The 13,093-nt window shown below is 74.2% G+C and carries 10 protein-coding genes and 1 tRNA gene; 8 read left to right on the top strand and 3 right to left on the bottom strand.

The genetic code is table 11. The annotated features are described in order from the left end of the window. Positions 1 to 120: 120 nt before the first annotated feature. Genes MY526_RS03425 through MY526_RS03415 form a run of 3 tightly spaced genes read left to right on the top strand, consistent with a single transcriptional unit; the run spans position 121 to position 4,753 of the window. Positions 121 to 1,113 (top strand): ArsA-related P-loop ATPase, encoded by a 993-nt coding sequence (locus tag MY526_RS03425; RefSeq protein ID WP_436689106.1) that lies wholly within the window; start codon positions 121 to 123, stop codon positions 1,111 to 1,113. Continuing rightward, a complete protein-coding gene (locus MY526_RS03420) occupies positions 1,110 to 2,375 on the top strand; it encodes an ArsA family ATPase (protein ID WP_436689104.1) in 1,266 nt (421 codons plus the stop codon). The genes MY526_RS03425 and MY526_RS03420 overlap by 4 nt, the downstream gene beginning before the upstream one ends. 41 nt (positions 2,376 to 2,416) lie before the next feature. Beyond that, positions 2,417 to 4,753: a penicillin-binding protein gene (locus MY526_RS03415; protein ID WP_436689102.1), complete on the top strand. Its 2,337-nt coding sequence runs from the start codon at positions 2,417 to 2,419 to the stop codon at positions 4,751 to 4,753. A 12-nt stretch (positions 4,754 to 4,765) separates the two neighbouring features. On the opposite strand, the gene MY526_RS03410 is transcribed toward MY526_RS03415, so the two are convergent. After that, positions 4,766 to 5,218 (bottom strand): GatB/YqeY domain-containing protein, encoded by a 453-nt coding sequence (locus tag MY526_RS03410; protein ID WP_436689100.1) that lies wholly within the window; start codon positions 5,216 to 5,218, stop codon positions 4,766 to 4,768. Between the two features lie 54 nt (positions 5,219 to 5,272). Here MY526_RS03410 and MY526_RS03405 point away from each other — a divergent pair, with 54 nt between their 5' ends. From MY526_RS03405 to MY526_RS03385, 5 genes are all read left to right on the top strand, one after another. Beyond that, the gene (locus MY526_RS03405; protein ID WP_436689098.1) at positions 5,273 to 6,184 is read left to right on the top strand and encodes a metallophosphoesterase; all 912 of its coding nucleotides are present in this window, start codon (positions 5,273 to 5,275) and stop codon (positions 6,182 to 6,184) included. 31 nt (positions 6,185 to 6,215) lie between these two features. Then, a tRNA-Pro gene (locus MY526_RS03400) sits at positions 6,216 to 6,289 on the top strand. Between the two features lie 83 nt (positions 6,290 to 6,372). Next, positions 6,373 to 7,680, top strand: coding sequence for a hemolysin family protein (locus MY526_RS03395; RefSeq protein ID WP_436689097.1), 1,308 nt, complete (start codon positions 6,373 to 6,375; stop codon positions 7,678 to 7,680). Next, on the top strand, positions 7,677 to 8,756 hold the full coding sequence (locus MY526_RS03390; RefSeq protein WP_436703253.1) for a hemolysin family protein: 1,080 nt from the start codon (positions 7,677 to 7,679) through the stop codon (positions 8,754 to 8,756). The genes MY526_RS03395 and MY526_RS03390 overlap by 4 nt, the downstream gene beginning before the upstream one ends. Positions 8,757 to 8,837: 81 nt before the next feature. Beyond that, positions 8,838 to 10,685, top strand: a complete 1,848-nt coding sequence (locus tag MY526_RS03385; protein ID WP_436703252.1) for a prolyl oligopeptidase family serine peptidase — start codon at positions 8,838 to 8,840, stop codon at positions 10,683 to 10,685. Positions 10,686 to 10,724: 39 nt separating this feature from the next. Here MY526_RS03385 and MY526_RS03380 read toward each other — a convergent pair whose 3' ends face one another. After that, positions 10,725 to 11,777 (bottom strand): aspartate-semialdehyde dehydrogenase, encoded by a 1,053-nt coding sequence (locus tag MY526_RS03380; protein WP_436689091.1) that lies wholly within the window; start codon positions 11,775 to 11,777, stop codon positions 10,725 to 10,727. Further along, positions 11,774 to 13,042 carry an aspartate kinase gene (locus MY526_RS03375; protein WP_436703251.1) on the bottom strand — a complete coding sequence of 423 codons (1,269 nt, stop codon included), beginning with the start codon at positions 13,040 to 13,042 and terminating at the stop codon, positions 11,774 to 11,776. The genes MY526_RS03380 and MY526_RS03375 overlap by 4 nt, the downstream gene beginning before the upstream one ends. Positions 13,043 to 13,093: the final 51 nt, after the last annotated feature.

Here is a 13,093-nt window from a genome sequence, read left to right as displayed (position 1 = left end):
CCCGAGCCTGCGAGGGGGTGGGGAGGACGGGGTCCCGCCCAGGCCCTCGGCCCCGTCTCGGGTCCCGCCCCCGAGCCTGCGAGGGGGTGGGGAGGACGGGGTCCTTCTAGGCTGAGCTCCGTGGCCTCCGAACCCTTTCCCGTGCGCTGCCACGTCGTGACCGGGAAGGGCGGGACGGGCAAGACCACGGTCGCCGCCGCACTCGCACTGGCCCTGGCCGCCGACGGGCGGCACGTGCTGCTGGTCGAGACGGAGGGCCGGCAGGGCATCGCGCAGCTGTTCGACACCCCACCGCTGCCCTACGAGGAGCGGCGGGTCGCCGTCACCCGCGGCGGGGGCGAGGTCAAGGCGCTGGCGATCGACGTCGAGGAGGCGCTCCTCGAGTACCTCGAGATGTTCTACAACCTCAAGCGGGCCGGCCGGGCGCTGCGCAAGATGGGCGCCATCGACTTCGCCACGACGATCGCCCCGGGCCTGCGCGACGTGCTGCTGACCGGCAAGATCAAGGAGGCGGTCACCCGCCGACGCGACGGCCGGCGGGTCTACGACGCCGTCGTCGTCGACGCCCCGCCGACCGGCCGGATCACCCGCTTCCTCAACGTGACCGGGGAGATGGCCGGCCTGGCCCGCTCCGGCCCGATCAAGACCCAGAGCGACGGCGTCATGGCCGTGCTCAAGTCCCCGCAGACCGCGGTGCACCTGGTGACCCTGCTCGAGGACATGCCGGTGCAGGAGACCGCCGACGCGATCGCCGAGCTGACCGCCGCCGGGCTGCCGGTCGGCTCGGTGATCGTGAACATGGCGACCGAGCCGCTGCTGCCCGAGGACGACCTGGTCCGCGCCGCCGAGGGCGGGCTGACGGGCGCGGAGCTGTTGCCCGCCCTCGCCGCGGCGCACGTGCACGACGGGACGGCGCTGGCCGAGGCGCTGGCCGCCGAGGCGGTCGAGCACGCCCGGCGCTGGGCGGCCCAGGACGAGCTGCGCGACGAGGTCGAGGAGCTCGGCCGGCCGACGGTCGAGCTGCCGCTGCTGCCCGGCCCGATCGACCTCGGCGCGCTCTTCGAGCTCGCCGACCGGATCGGGGACCACCTGCGCGAGGAGGTGGCCGCATGAGCGCCGCGGAGGGTACGGCGACGCCGGCCGGCCGGGCGCACCGCCACCACGCCCGCCCGGCCCCGCACCCCGCGCCCCAGGCCCGCCCACTGGACCTCGCGGCGCTGATCGCCGACCCGGACACCCGCATCGTGGTGTGCTGCGGCGCAGGCGGGGTGGGCAAGACCACGACGTCGGCCGCGCTGGCCCTGGCCGCCGCCGAGGCCGGCCGGCACGTCGTCGTCCTGACCATCGACCCGGCCCGGAGGCTGGCGCAGTCCCTGGGTCTGGTGGAGCTCGACAACGAGCCCCGGCAGGTCGACGTCCCCGGGGCGGCCGGCGAGCTGCACGCGATGATGCTGGACATGAAGCGCACGTTCGACGACGTCGTCTGTGCGCACTCGACGCCCGAGCGGGCCGAGCAGATCCTCGCCAACCCCTTCTACCAGGCGCTCTCGTCCTCCTTCGCCGGCACGCAGGAGTACATGGCGATGGAGAAGCTGGGCCAGCTGCGGGCCAGCGAGAGGTGGGACCTGATCGTCGTCGACACCCCGCCGTCGCGGTCCGCGCTGGACTTCCTCGACGCGCCCAACCGGATGAGCCGGTTCCTCGACGGCACGATGATCCGGCTGCTGACCGCCCCGGCCCGCGCCGGCGGGCGGGCCGGCATGCGGCTGGTCGGCGCGGGCTTCCTGGTGTTCAGCCGGATCATCAGCAAGATCCTGGGCGGCCAGCTGCTGCGCGACATCTCCGCGTTCGTGTCGGCTCTGGACACGATGTTCGGCGGGTTCCGGGAGCGCGCCACCGCCACCTACGAGCTGCTGCGCCGGCCGGGCACCTGGTTCGTCGTCGTCGCCACGCCGGAGCCGGACGCCCTGCGCGAGGCCTCCTACTTCGTCGACCGGCTGTCGGCCGAGGGGATGCCGCTGGGCGGGCTGGTGCTCAACCGCACCCACCCGCCGGCGACCACGGTGCTCACCTCCACCCGCGCCGACGGCGCCGCCGAGGAGGTGCTCGAGGCCGGCGGGGCCGGCGCCGAGCTCGCCGCCGGGGCGCTGCGGGTGCACGCCGACCGGATGGCGGTCGCCGCCCGCGAGCAGCGGATGGCCGACCGCTTCACCAGCGCCCACCCGGAGGTCGCCGTCCGCACCGTCCCGGCCGCCGCCGGCGACGTGCACGACCTCGACGGGCTGCGGCTCATGGCCGACGCGCTCACCGGCCCGGACGGCGACACGCCGACGGGCGTGCCGCGAACCCGCGTGCTGCCCGCGCGCCGTAGCTGACGGCGACGTCGGGGGCACGTCGGCACGTACATTTGCTCGCGATGTCTCCCGCCGCCCCTGCCCGCGCCCGGGTCCTCGCGAAGCTCGCCGCGACGATCGTCCTCGCCGGAGCCCTGCTCGCCGCCATGATGCTGCCGTTCGTCGGCGGCACCGGCATGGCCGCGCGCAACTCCGCGTCCCTGCTCGACGCCCTGCCGGTGGAGCTCACCGACGAGGCGCCGGCGGGCAACACGCGGGTGCTGGCCGCCGACGGGTCGCTGATCACGAACTTCTACACGAACAACCGCACGCCGGTCGCGCCCGACCAGATCTCCGAGATCATGAAACAGGCGCTGGTCGACATCGAGGACTCGCGGTTCTACGAGCACAACGGCCTCGACGTGCAGGGCACCGTGCGCGCGCTGGTGACCAACGTGGCCGCCGGGTCGGTGCGCGAGGGCGGCTCGACGCTCACCCAGCAGCTGGTCAAGCAGACCCTCGCCGAGACCGCCGACACCCCCGAGGAGCGGCAGGCGGCGACCGAGGAGAGCCTGGGCCGCAAGCTCCGGGAGGCCCGGCTCGCGCTGGCCCTGGAGGAGACCTACTCCAAGGACGAGATCCTCACCCGCTACCTGAACATCGCCTACTTCGGGCAGGGCGCCTACGGCATCCAGGCCGCGGCGCAGCGGTACTTCAGCGTCAACGCCGTCGACCTCACCCTGCCGCAGGCGGCCATGCTCGCCGGCCTGGTGCAGAGCCCGGCCAACGACGACCCGATCGCCAGCCCGGAGAACGCGCAGGTCCGGCGCAACCAGGTGCTGCAGCGGATGGTCGACCTCGGGCACGTCACCGAGCAGGAGCGGGCCGACATCTCCGCGACGCCGGTGGCGGTCGCCCCGGGTGCGCCCCCGGCCAACGGCTGCATCGACGCCTCGATCGGCGGCTTCTTCTGCGCCTTCGTGCACCAGTACCTGGTGCAGACGCTCGGCATCGACGACTCGACCCTGCAGAACGGTGGCCTGACGATCCAGACCACGCTGCGGCCGGACATGCAGGCCGCCGGCGACCAGGCCGTGCTCAACACCCTCCCGATGGGCGACCCGCTGGCCGGCATGTACACCGCCGTCGAGCCGGGCACCGGCCACGTGCTGGCGATGAGCGTCAACCGCCGCTACGGGTGCTCGGACGCCGACTGCGAGTCCGTCGTCCTCAACACCGCCCAGAGCCAGGGCTCGGGCTCGACGTACAAGACCTTCGTCGCCGCGGCCGCGCTGGCCGAGGGGTACTCGCAGTACTACACGCTCACCACCGGGGACCCCTACGTCTCCCGCGTCTACAAGGACGGCCGCGCGCCCTACGACGTCGAGAACGCCGGCAACTACCCGGCCACGCTGGACATGGAGCGGGCGCTCTACATGTCCTCCAACACCTACTTCCTCGCCCTCGAGGACGCCCTCGGCAGCGTGGAGAAGCCGGTCCGCATGGCCGAGGCGATGGGCATGGACTTCCGCTCGACCTCGTCCGACCAGATCATCGAGGAGAACCGGGGGTCGTTCACCTTCGGCTCCGAGCCCACCAGCCCGCTGGACCTGGCCGAGGCCTACGCCACCCTGGCCGGCAACGGCACGCAGTGCGACCCGACGCCGGTCACCGCCGTCCTCGACCGCGAGGGCCAGCCCCTCACCGGCGACGACGGGCAGCCCGTCGTCCGCGGCGACAACTGCACCGCCGAGGCGATCCCGCCGGGCGTGGCCAGCACGCTCAACCAGATGTTGCGCAAGGACGTCGAGCCCGGCCACGCCGGCCAGACCGGCGCGCGGGCCTACGTCGACGGTCACCAGATCGCCGGCAAGACCGGGACGTCGCAGAACAACTTCTCGGTGGCCTTCGTCGGCTACACGCCGCAGTACGCGGCCAGCGTGATGGTGCTCAACCCCAAGGAGAACCAGAACGTCGGCGGCTTCGGTGGCGGCAAGGGCGCCACGATCTGGCACGACGCGATGCAGCCGATCCTGCGCGGGCAGCCGCTGGTGCCCTTCCCGGCGGCCGACCCGGTCACCCAGAACGGCAACACCCGGCCGGTGCCGGCCTGCGCCTCGGAGAGCGAGTGCCGCGCCGCCCTGCAGGCCGCCGGGCTCCAGTCGACCGTCGTCTCGGTGGACAGCGACCAGCCGGCCGGGACGGTGCTCGGCACCGACCCCGGGGCCGGTGCCCGGGCCACCCCCGAGCAGGTCGTGTCCATCCAGGTGAGCAACGGCTCGCAGGTCGTCGCGCCGGCGCCCGACCCCGGCGCCGGGACGGCACCGCCGGCCGACGGTGCGACTCCCCCGCCTGCCGCCCCCGCTCCCGGGGTCCCTGCTCCCGGGGTCCCCGCTCCCGGCACCCCGGCCGGCGGCTGACACCCGATCCGGTCAGCCCAGCTGGCGGCGCACCTCGGCGGCCACCCGGCCGCCGTCGGCGCGGCCGGCCACCTCGGCCTGCACCGCACCCATCACCTTGCCCATGTCCCGCATCCCCGACGCGCCGGTCCGGGTGACGACGTCGGCGACCAGCGCGGCCAGGTCGGCGTCCTCGAGCTGGGCGGGCAGGTACGCGGCGACGACGTCGCCCTCGGCGCGCTCGCGGTCGGCCTGCTCAGCGCGCCCGGCGGCGGCGAAGGCGTCCGCGGCCTCACGGCGCTTCTTGGCCTCCCGGCGCAGCACCGCCTGCACCTCGTCGTCGCTGAGCTCGCGGGCCTCCTTGCCGGCCACCTCCTCCGCGCTGACGGCGGTCAGCACCATGCGCAGCGTCGCGGTGCGCAGCTCGTCGCGGGCCTTCATCGCGGTGGTCAGGTCGGCGCGCAGCTGTTCCTTCAGGTCGGACACGGGCCCAGCCTGGCACGGCGGCCGCCGGAGGGCCGCTGCGTACCCTGGGCTGTCGTGCGCCCGACCATCGCCGTCCCCGCGGCCCTCCTCGCGTCCGCGACCGCCGGGGTCGCCTACGCCTCCCTCTACGAGCGCAACCGCTGGACCCTGCGCCGGTTCGTCGTCCCGGTGCTGCCGCCCGGGTCGGAGCCGCTGCGGGTCCTGCACCTGTCCGACCTGCACATGACCGCGCCGCAGCGGTCGAAGCAGGAGTGGGTGGCGGGGCTCGCCGCCCTGGCGCCGGACGTCGTCATCGACACCGGCGACAACCTGGCCGGGATGGACGCCGTGGCGCCCACCCTGCGGGCGCTGGACCCGCTGCTGGACCTCCCGGGCGCGTTCGTGCTGTCCAGCAACGACTACTACGCCCCGCGGCCGAAGAACCCGCTGAAGTACTTCAAGCGCAACCACAAGCGGGTGCACGGCGACGAGCTGCCCTGGCGGGACCTGCGCGACGGCCTGGCCCGGCGCGGCTGGCTGGACCTCACCAACGGGCGGGGCGAGCTGGTCGTGCGCGGGCACCGGATCTCCCTCACCGGCGTCGACGACCCGCACCTGAAGCGGGACCGGTACGACGACGTGGGCGGGCCGGCCGACGCGGGCGCGCACCTGCGGATCGGGCTGTCGCACTCCCCCGAGCCCCGCGTGCTCGACCGCTTCGCCGCCGACGGCTACGACCTGCTGCTGTGCGGGCACACCCACGGCGGGCAGCTGCGGGTGCCCGGGTACGGCGCCCTGGTGACCAACTGCGGGATCGACCGGGCCCGCGTCCGCTGGCTGCACCGCTGGGCCCCGCCGGCCGCGGACCGGCCCGCCGGCACCTGGGTGCACGTCTCCGCGGGGCTGGGCACCAGCCCCTACGCGCCGGCCCGGTTCGCCTGCCCGCCGGAGGCGACGCTCCTCACCCTGACCGCCCGTCAGAGCTGAGACGGCGGTCGGCTAGACTCGTCGGGTACCTCGGGGTGTGGCGCAGCTTGGTAGCGCGCGTCGTTCGGGACGACGAGGTCGCAGGTTCAAATCCTGTCACCCCGACAGAGGGCTCAGGGGCCGCCGCGAGGCGGCCCCTGAGTCGTTCCCGGGGTTGGTGACCCGGTCGAGGGGGCACCGAGGGTCCGATGACCGAGTGGTTGCTCCTCCTCGCCGCCGTGGTGCTCACGGCGTTCACCGGCTTCTTCGTCGCCGCCGAGTTCTCCCTCACCACGGTCGACCGAGGCCAGGTGGAGGAGGCGGCCGCGGCCGGTGACCGCCGGGCCGGCGGCGTGGTGAAGGCGCTGCGCGGGCTGTCCACCCAGCTGTCCGCCGCCCAGCTGGGCATCACGATCACCACTCTCGTCGTCGGCTACCTGGCCGAGCCGGCGCTGGGTCACCTGCTGCACGGTCCCCTGGAGGCGCTCGGCCTGCCCGCCGGTGCGGTCGCCGGCGTCTCCTACGGCCTGGCCCTGGCCCTGGCCACCACGCTGCAGATGCTGCTCGGCGAGCTCGGCCCGAAGAACCTGGCGATCGCCAACCCGCTGGCCGTCGCCGCCGCCGTCGCACCGGGCATGCGGGCCTTCACCCGGGTCACCGGCGTGCTGGTCACCGCGCTGCAGCGGGTGGCCAACGCCATCGTCCGGCGGCTGGGCATCGAGCCGAAGGAGGAGCTCGACTCCGCGCGCGGCGCCGAGGAGCTGGCCGCCGTCGCCCGGCGCTCGGCCGAGGAGGGCGACCTCTCCCCCGTCGCGGCCCGCCTGCTGGAGCGGTCGCTGGGACTGCGGCAGAAGTACGCCACCGACGTCATGACCCCGCGCACCCGCCTGTGGGCACTGCGGTCGGACGCCACCGCCGCCGACGTCATCACCGCCGCCGTCGAGTCGGGCCGGTCCCGCTTCCCGGTCCACGGCTCCGATCTCGACGAGGTGACCGGCGTGGTGCACGTCAAGCACGCCGTCGCCGTCCCGGAGGAGGAGCGCACCGCGCGCACCGCCGCCGAGCTGGCCGCCCCGGTGCTGGCCGTCCCGTCGTCGCTGCAGCTGGAGCGGCTGCTGGACCTGCTCCGGGAGCAGGGGCTGCAGATCGCCCTCGTCGTCGACGAGTGGGGCGCCACGCACGGCGTGGTGACCCTGGAGGACATCGTCGAGGAGCTCGTCGGGGAGATCTCCGACGAGACCGACCGGCCGCTGCGCACCCTCCGCCGGGCGGACGACGAGACCTGGCTGCTGTCCGGGCTGCTGCGCCCGGACGAGGTCCGCGACCGCACCGGGGTGCCGGTGCCGGAGGGCCGCTACGAGACGCTCGCCGGGTTCCTCGCCGAGCGGCTGCAGCGGCTGCCGGAGGTCGGTGACCGCGTGGACGTGGAGGGGGCGCGGCTGATCGTCGAGACGCTGGAGGGACGGCGGGTGGCGCGGGTGCGCGCCGAGCAGGTCCCGGCGGAGGTGGCGGCATGAGCGACGTCGTCAGCCTGCTGGTGCTCGTCGCGCTGCTGATGGGCAACGCGTTCTTCGTGGCCGCGGAGTTCGCCCTGGTCACCGCCCGCGTCGACCAGCTCGAGCCGCGCGCGCAGGCCGGCTCGCCGCGGGCCGTGAAGACGCTCGCCGCCATGCGCAACGTCTCGCAGATGATGGCCGCCGCCCAGCTCGGCATCACGCTGTGCTCGCTCGGGCTCGGCGCGGTGGGCGAGCCGGCGGTCGCCCACCTCATCGAGCGGCCGATGGCGGCCCTCGGCGTCCCCGAGGGGTTGCTGCACCCGATCGCGCTGGTCATCGCCCTGGCGATCGTGACCGTGCTGCACATGGTGCTCGGCGAGATGGTGCCCAAGAACGTCACCATCGCCGGCCCCGACCGCGCCGCGCTGGTGCTGGGGCCACCCCTGGCCACCTTCGCCCGGCTGCTCAAGCCGGTCATCTGGCTCTTCAACACCGTCGCCAACGGCTTCGTGCGGCTGTTCGGTGTGCAGCCGACCGACGAGGTCGCCGCCAGCTTCGACGAGGCCGAGATCCGCTCGATGATCACCCAGTCCCGGCGCGAGGGCCGGCTCGGCAGCGAGGTGAGCGAGCTGGCCGCCGGCGCCCTCACCTTCGAGCAGCACGACATCGACTCCGTGCTCCTGCCGATCGAGCGCGTGGTCACCGTGCCCCGGTCGACGACACCGCGGGAACTGGAGGCCGTCGTCGCCGAGCACGGCTTCAGTCGCTACCCGGTGCGCGGCGAGGACGACGCGCCGGCCGGCTTCGTGCACGTGAAGGACGTCCTCGGGCTGGCCGGGGCCGACCGCGACCGGCCCATCCCCGACGACCGCGTCACCCCGCTGGTCCGGCTCGCGCCGGACGCCGCGCTGCCGGAGGTGCTCGCGGAGATGCGCGTGCAGGGCGCGCACCTGGGCCGGGTCGTCCGGGACGGCGTCACCGTCGGCGTGGTCGCGCTCGAGGACGTCTTGGAGCGGCTGATCGGCGACGTCCGGGACGCCACGGTCGTGCACCCCGGGGGCTCTCCGCAGGTGGGCGCGGGCGCCGGGGGAAGATGAGCAGGCGGGCGCGCACCCGAGCACGCCCGTGGACAGAGCACCGCCGCAGGAACGCGGCGACGAGCGACAGCGAGGAGCCCGTTGACTGCCGAGCCCGCCGCCACGCGGTCCCCCCACGCCAGCGTCATCACCCCGGCCACGCCGACGCCCTACGCGGCCGCGCTGCCGGCCGAGGTGACCGCCCGCTGGCAGGCCCGGTTCCGGGCGCCGCGGGTGAGCCTGCCCGACTGGGCGCTGGAGGCGCCGCACCGCTGCCTGTACTCCTCCGACGTCAGCGGCGTCGTCGAGCAGTACGCCTGGGACCGCACCACCGACGTCCACCGGCAGGTCACCGACCGGGCCAACGGCACGCTGATCGCCACGATCAGCCCGGACGGCGAGACCATCTGGTGGTTCGCCGACACCGACGGCGACGAGTTCGGCATCTGGATGGTGCAGCCGTTCACCGGTGGCGAGGACCGCGTCGCCCTGCCGGAGGTCGGGCCGGCCTACCCGGCGGGGCTGGAGGTCGGCACCCGGGTGGTCGCCGTCGGCCGCTCCACCGACGACGGCTCCGAGCTGTGGCTGGACCCTGTGGGCGGCACCGCGCGGGTCGTCTACCGGCACGAGGACCCGGCGTCGGTCGACGCGCTCACCCACGACGAGGACCTGCTGGTCATCTCGCACTCCGAGCACGGCGACCCGCGCTACCCGGCGCTGCGCGTGCTGCGGACCGACGACGACACGATCGTCGCCGAGAAGTGGGACGGCGAGGGCCGCGGGCTGCACGCGCTGGAGTTCGCCCCGCTCCCCGGCGACCGGCGGCTGCTGGTCGGCCACGAGCGGCGCGGGCGGGAGGAGCTGCTGGTCTGGGACGTCGGCACCGACACCGAGACCGAGCTCGTCCTGGACCTCCCCGGCGACGTGACCGCCGGCTGGTACCCCGACGGCTCGGCACTGCTGGTCGGGCACGACCACGCCGCGCGCAGCGAGCTGTACCGCTACGACCTGGCCACCGGGACGCTGGAGGCGCTGGACACCCCGCGCGGCGTCGTCCGCGGGGCCACCGCCCGCCCCGACGGCACCGTCGAGCTGGCCTGGTCCAACGCCGAGCTCCCGCCGGTGATCCGCCGGGCCGACGGGCCGGTCGTGCTGGCCGCCCCCGGCGAGGAGCCGCCGGCGGCCTACCCGGTGGAGGACCGCTGGGTGCCCGGACCGGGCGGGGAGGTTCACGCGCTGCTGGTGCGCCCGGCCGGTCCCGCCCCGTACGCGACGGCGTTCCTGGTGCACGGCGGGCCGGAGTCCGCCGACGACGACTCCTACCGCGCCCGCCGCGCGGCCTACGTGGACGCCGGCTACGCGGTCGTGCACGTCAACTACCGGGGCTCCACCGGCTACGGCAGCGCCTGGCGGGACGCGCTGACCGGCCGGCCGGGGCTGACCGAGCTGGAGGACGTCGCGGCGGTCTACGACGCCCTGGTCGACGAGGGGGTCGTGGACCCGCGCCGCGCGCTGCTCACCGGCGGCTCGTGGGGCGGCTTCCTCACCCTGCTGGGCCTCGGCACCCAGCCCGAGCGCTGGGCCGCCGGGATCGCCGAGGTGCCGGTCGCGGACTACCTGGCCGCCTACGAGGACGAGATGGAGGGCCTGCGGGCCTACGACCGCGCGCTGTTCGGCGGGTCACCCGAGGAGGTGCGCGACGTGTACGTGCGCTCCTCGCCGATCACCTACGTCGACGCCGTCTCCGCCCCGGTGCTCGTGGTGGCGGGGGCCAACGACCCGCGCTGCCCCATCCGGCAGATCGACAACTACCTGGGCGAGCTGGAGCGGCTCGGCAAGCGGCACGAGGTGTACCGGTTCGACGCCGGCCACGGCTCGCTGGTCATCGAGGAGACCATCCGCCAGGTCGAGGTCGCGCTGTCCTTCGCCCTCCGCCACGTCCACCCCTGACCCCTCGGGGGCAGAAATGGCCATTTCTGCCCCCGAGGGTCAGCGGGAGGCGGCGATCAGTTCGGCGATCTGGACGGTGTTGAGCGCGGCGCCCTTGCGCAGGTTGTCGTTGCTGACGAACAGCGCCAGCCCGCGGCCGTCGTCGACACCCGGGTCCTGCCGGATGCGCCCGACATAGCTCGGGTCCTGCCCGGCGGCCTGCTGCGGGTTCGGGACGGCGGTGAGCTCGACCCCGGGCGCGCCGGTCAGCAGCTCGGTGGCCCGCTCGACCGACAGCGGCCGGGCGAACTCGACGTTGAGCGACAGCGAGTGCCCGGTGAAGACCGGGACACGGACGCAGGTGCCCGACACCCGCAGGTCGGGGATGCCGAGGATCTTGCGGCTCTCGTTGCGGAGCTTCTGCTCCTCGTCGGTCTCGTTGCTGCCGTCGTCGACCAGCGAGCCGGCCATCGGCAGCACGTTGAACGCGATCGGCTTCACGTACTTCACCGGCTCGGGGAAGGTGACCGCCGTCCCGTCGTGGGTGAGCTCCGCGGCCTTGTCCGCGACCGCCTTGACCTGGGTGTCGAGCTCCTCGACGCCGGCCAGGCCGCTGCCGGACACCGCCTGGTAGGTACTGGCGACCAGGCGGACGAGCTGGGCCTCGGCGTGCAGCGGGGCGAGCACCGGCATCGCGGCCATGGTCGTGCAGTTCGGGTTGGCGATGATGCCCTTGCGCATCTCGCCCAGGGCGTGCGGGTTGACCTCGGCGACGATCAGCGGGACGTCGGGATCGCGCCGCCACGCCGAGCTGTTGTCGATCACCATGACGCCGGCCTCGGCGAACCGCGGCGCCTGCACCCGCGAGGTGGTCGCGCCGGCGGAGAACAGCGCGACGTCCAGCCCGGTGGGGTCGGCGGTCGCGGCGTCCTCGACGGTGATCTCGCCGCTGCCCCAGGGCAGGGTGCTGCCGGCCGAGCGGGCCGAGGCGAAGAACCGCAGCTCGGCGATCGGGAAGCCCCGGTCGGCGAGGATCTGGCGCATGACGCCGCCGACCTGGCCGGTGGCGCCGACGACGCCGACCCGCAGCCCGTCCTTCGGGAAGAGGCTCATCGTCCGGTCCCTCCGTAGACGACCGCCTGCTCGTCGTCGGTGCCGAGGTCGAAGGCGTCGTGCACCGCACGGACGGCGACGTCCACGTCGGTGTCGCGGCACACAACGGAGATGCGGATCTCCGAGGTGCTGATCAGCTCGAGGTTGACGCCGGCGTCGGCCAGCGCGCCGAAGAAGCGCGCCGAGACGCCCGGGTGCGAGCGCATGCCCGCGCCCACCAGCGACACCTTGCCGATGTGCTGGTCGAACCGCACGTCGGTGTATCCGACGGTGTGCTTGACCTTCTCCAGCGCCGAGATCGCGGCCGGCCCGTCGCTCTTGGGGAGGGTGAAGGAGATGTCGGCCAGCTTGCTCGCCTCGGCCGACACGTTCTGCACGATCATGTCGATGTTGATCTCGGCGTCGGCGAGGACCCGGAAGAGCTGCGCGGCCTCGCCCGGCCGGTCCGGCACCCCGAAGACGGTGATCTTCCCCTCGGAGCGGTCGTGCGCGACGCCGGTGATGATGGCCTGTTCCACCGTGAGGTCCTCCATCGAGCCGGTCACGATCGTGCCGGGGAGCTGGGAGTAGGAGCTGCGGACGTGCACCGGGATGCCGTAGCGGCGGGCGTACTCGACGCAGCGGAGCATGAGCACCTTCGCCCCCGAGGCGGCGAGCTCGAGCATCTCCTCGTACGTCACCGTGTCCAGCCGCCGGGCGTTGGGCACGATCCGCGGGTCGGCGGTGAACACGCCGTCGACGTCGGTGTAGATCTCGCAGACGTCGGCGCGCAGCGCGGCGGCGACCGCGACGGCGGTGGTGTCGGACCCGCCGCGGCCGAGCGTCGTGACGTCCTTGGTGTCCTGGCTGACGCCCTGGAACCCGGCCACGATGACGACCGCGCCCTCGTCGAGGGCGTCGCGCAGCCGGCCGGGCGTGACGTCGATGATCCGCGCCTTGCCGTGGCTGGAGGTGGTGATCACCCCGGCCTGGGAGCCGGTGAACGACCGCGCCTCGTAGCCGTGCGTGTTGATGGCGATGGCCAGCAGCGCCATGGAGATGCGCTCGCCGGCGGTGAGCAGCATGTCGAGCTCGCGGCCGGCCGGGTCGTCGGTGATCTGGCCGGCCAGGTCGAGCAGCTCGTCGGTCGTGTCACCCATCGCGGAGACCACGACGACGACGTCGTTGCCGTCCTTCTTGGCCGCGACGATGCGCTCGGCGACGCGCTTGATGTGCGCGGCGGAGGCGACGGAGGAGCCGCCGTACTTCTGGACGACGAGGGCCACGGGTCCACAGGCTACCGACGTCCCGCGCCGACCGTGGTTGCGTCCCCCCGG

Source organism: Geodermatophilus sp. CPCC 205761, from assembly GCF_051383655.1.
Taxonomy (GTDB): domain Bacteria; phylum Actinomycetota; class Actinomycetes; order Mycobacteriales; family Geodermatophilaceae; genus Geodermatophilus.
This window is presented reverse-complemented; position numbering and strand designations above follow the sequence as displayed.

Bases quoted from the DNA above. Each gene is read 5' to 3' on its own strand.
- MY526_RS03420 (WP_436689104.1), top strand. From the start codon at position 1,110: ATGAGCGCCGCGGAGGGTACGGCGACGCCGGCCGGCCGGGCGCACCGC.
- MY526_RS03415 (WP_436689102.1), top strand. From the start codon at position 2,417: ATGTCTCCCGCCGCCCCTGCCCGCGCCCGGGTCCTCGCGAAGCTCGCC.
- MY526_RS03390 (WP_436703253.1), top strand. From the start codon at position 7,677: ATGAGCGACGTCGTCAGCCTGCTGGTGCTCGTCGCGCTGCTGATGGGC.
- MY526_RS03380 (WP_436689091.1), bottom strand. From the start codon at position 11,777: ATGAGCCTCTTCCCGAAGGACGGGCTGCGGGTCGGCGTCGTCGGCGCC.
- MY526_RS03395 (WP_436689097.1), top strand. From the start codon at position 6,373: ATGACCGAGTGGTTGCTCCTCCTCGCCGCCGTGGTGCTCACGGCGTTC.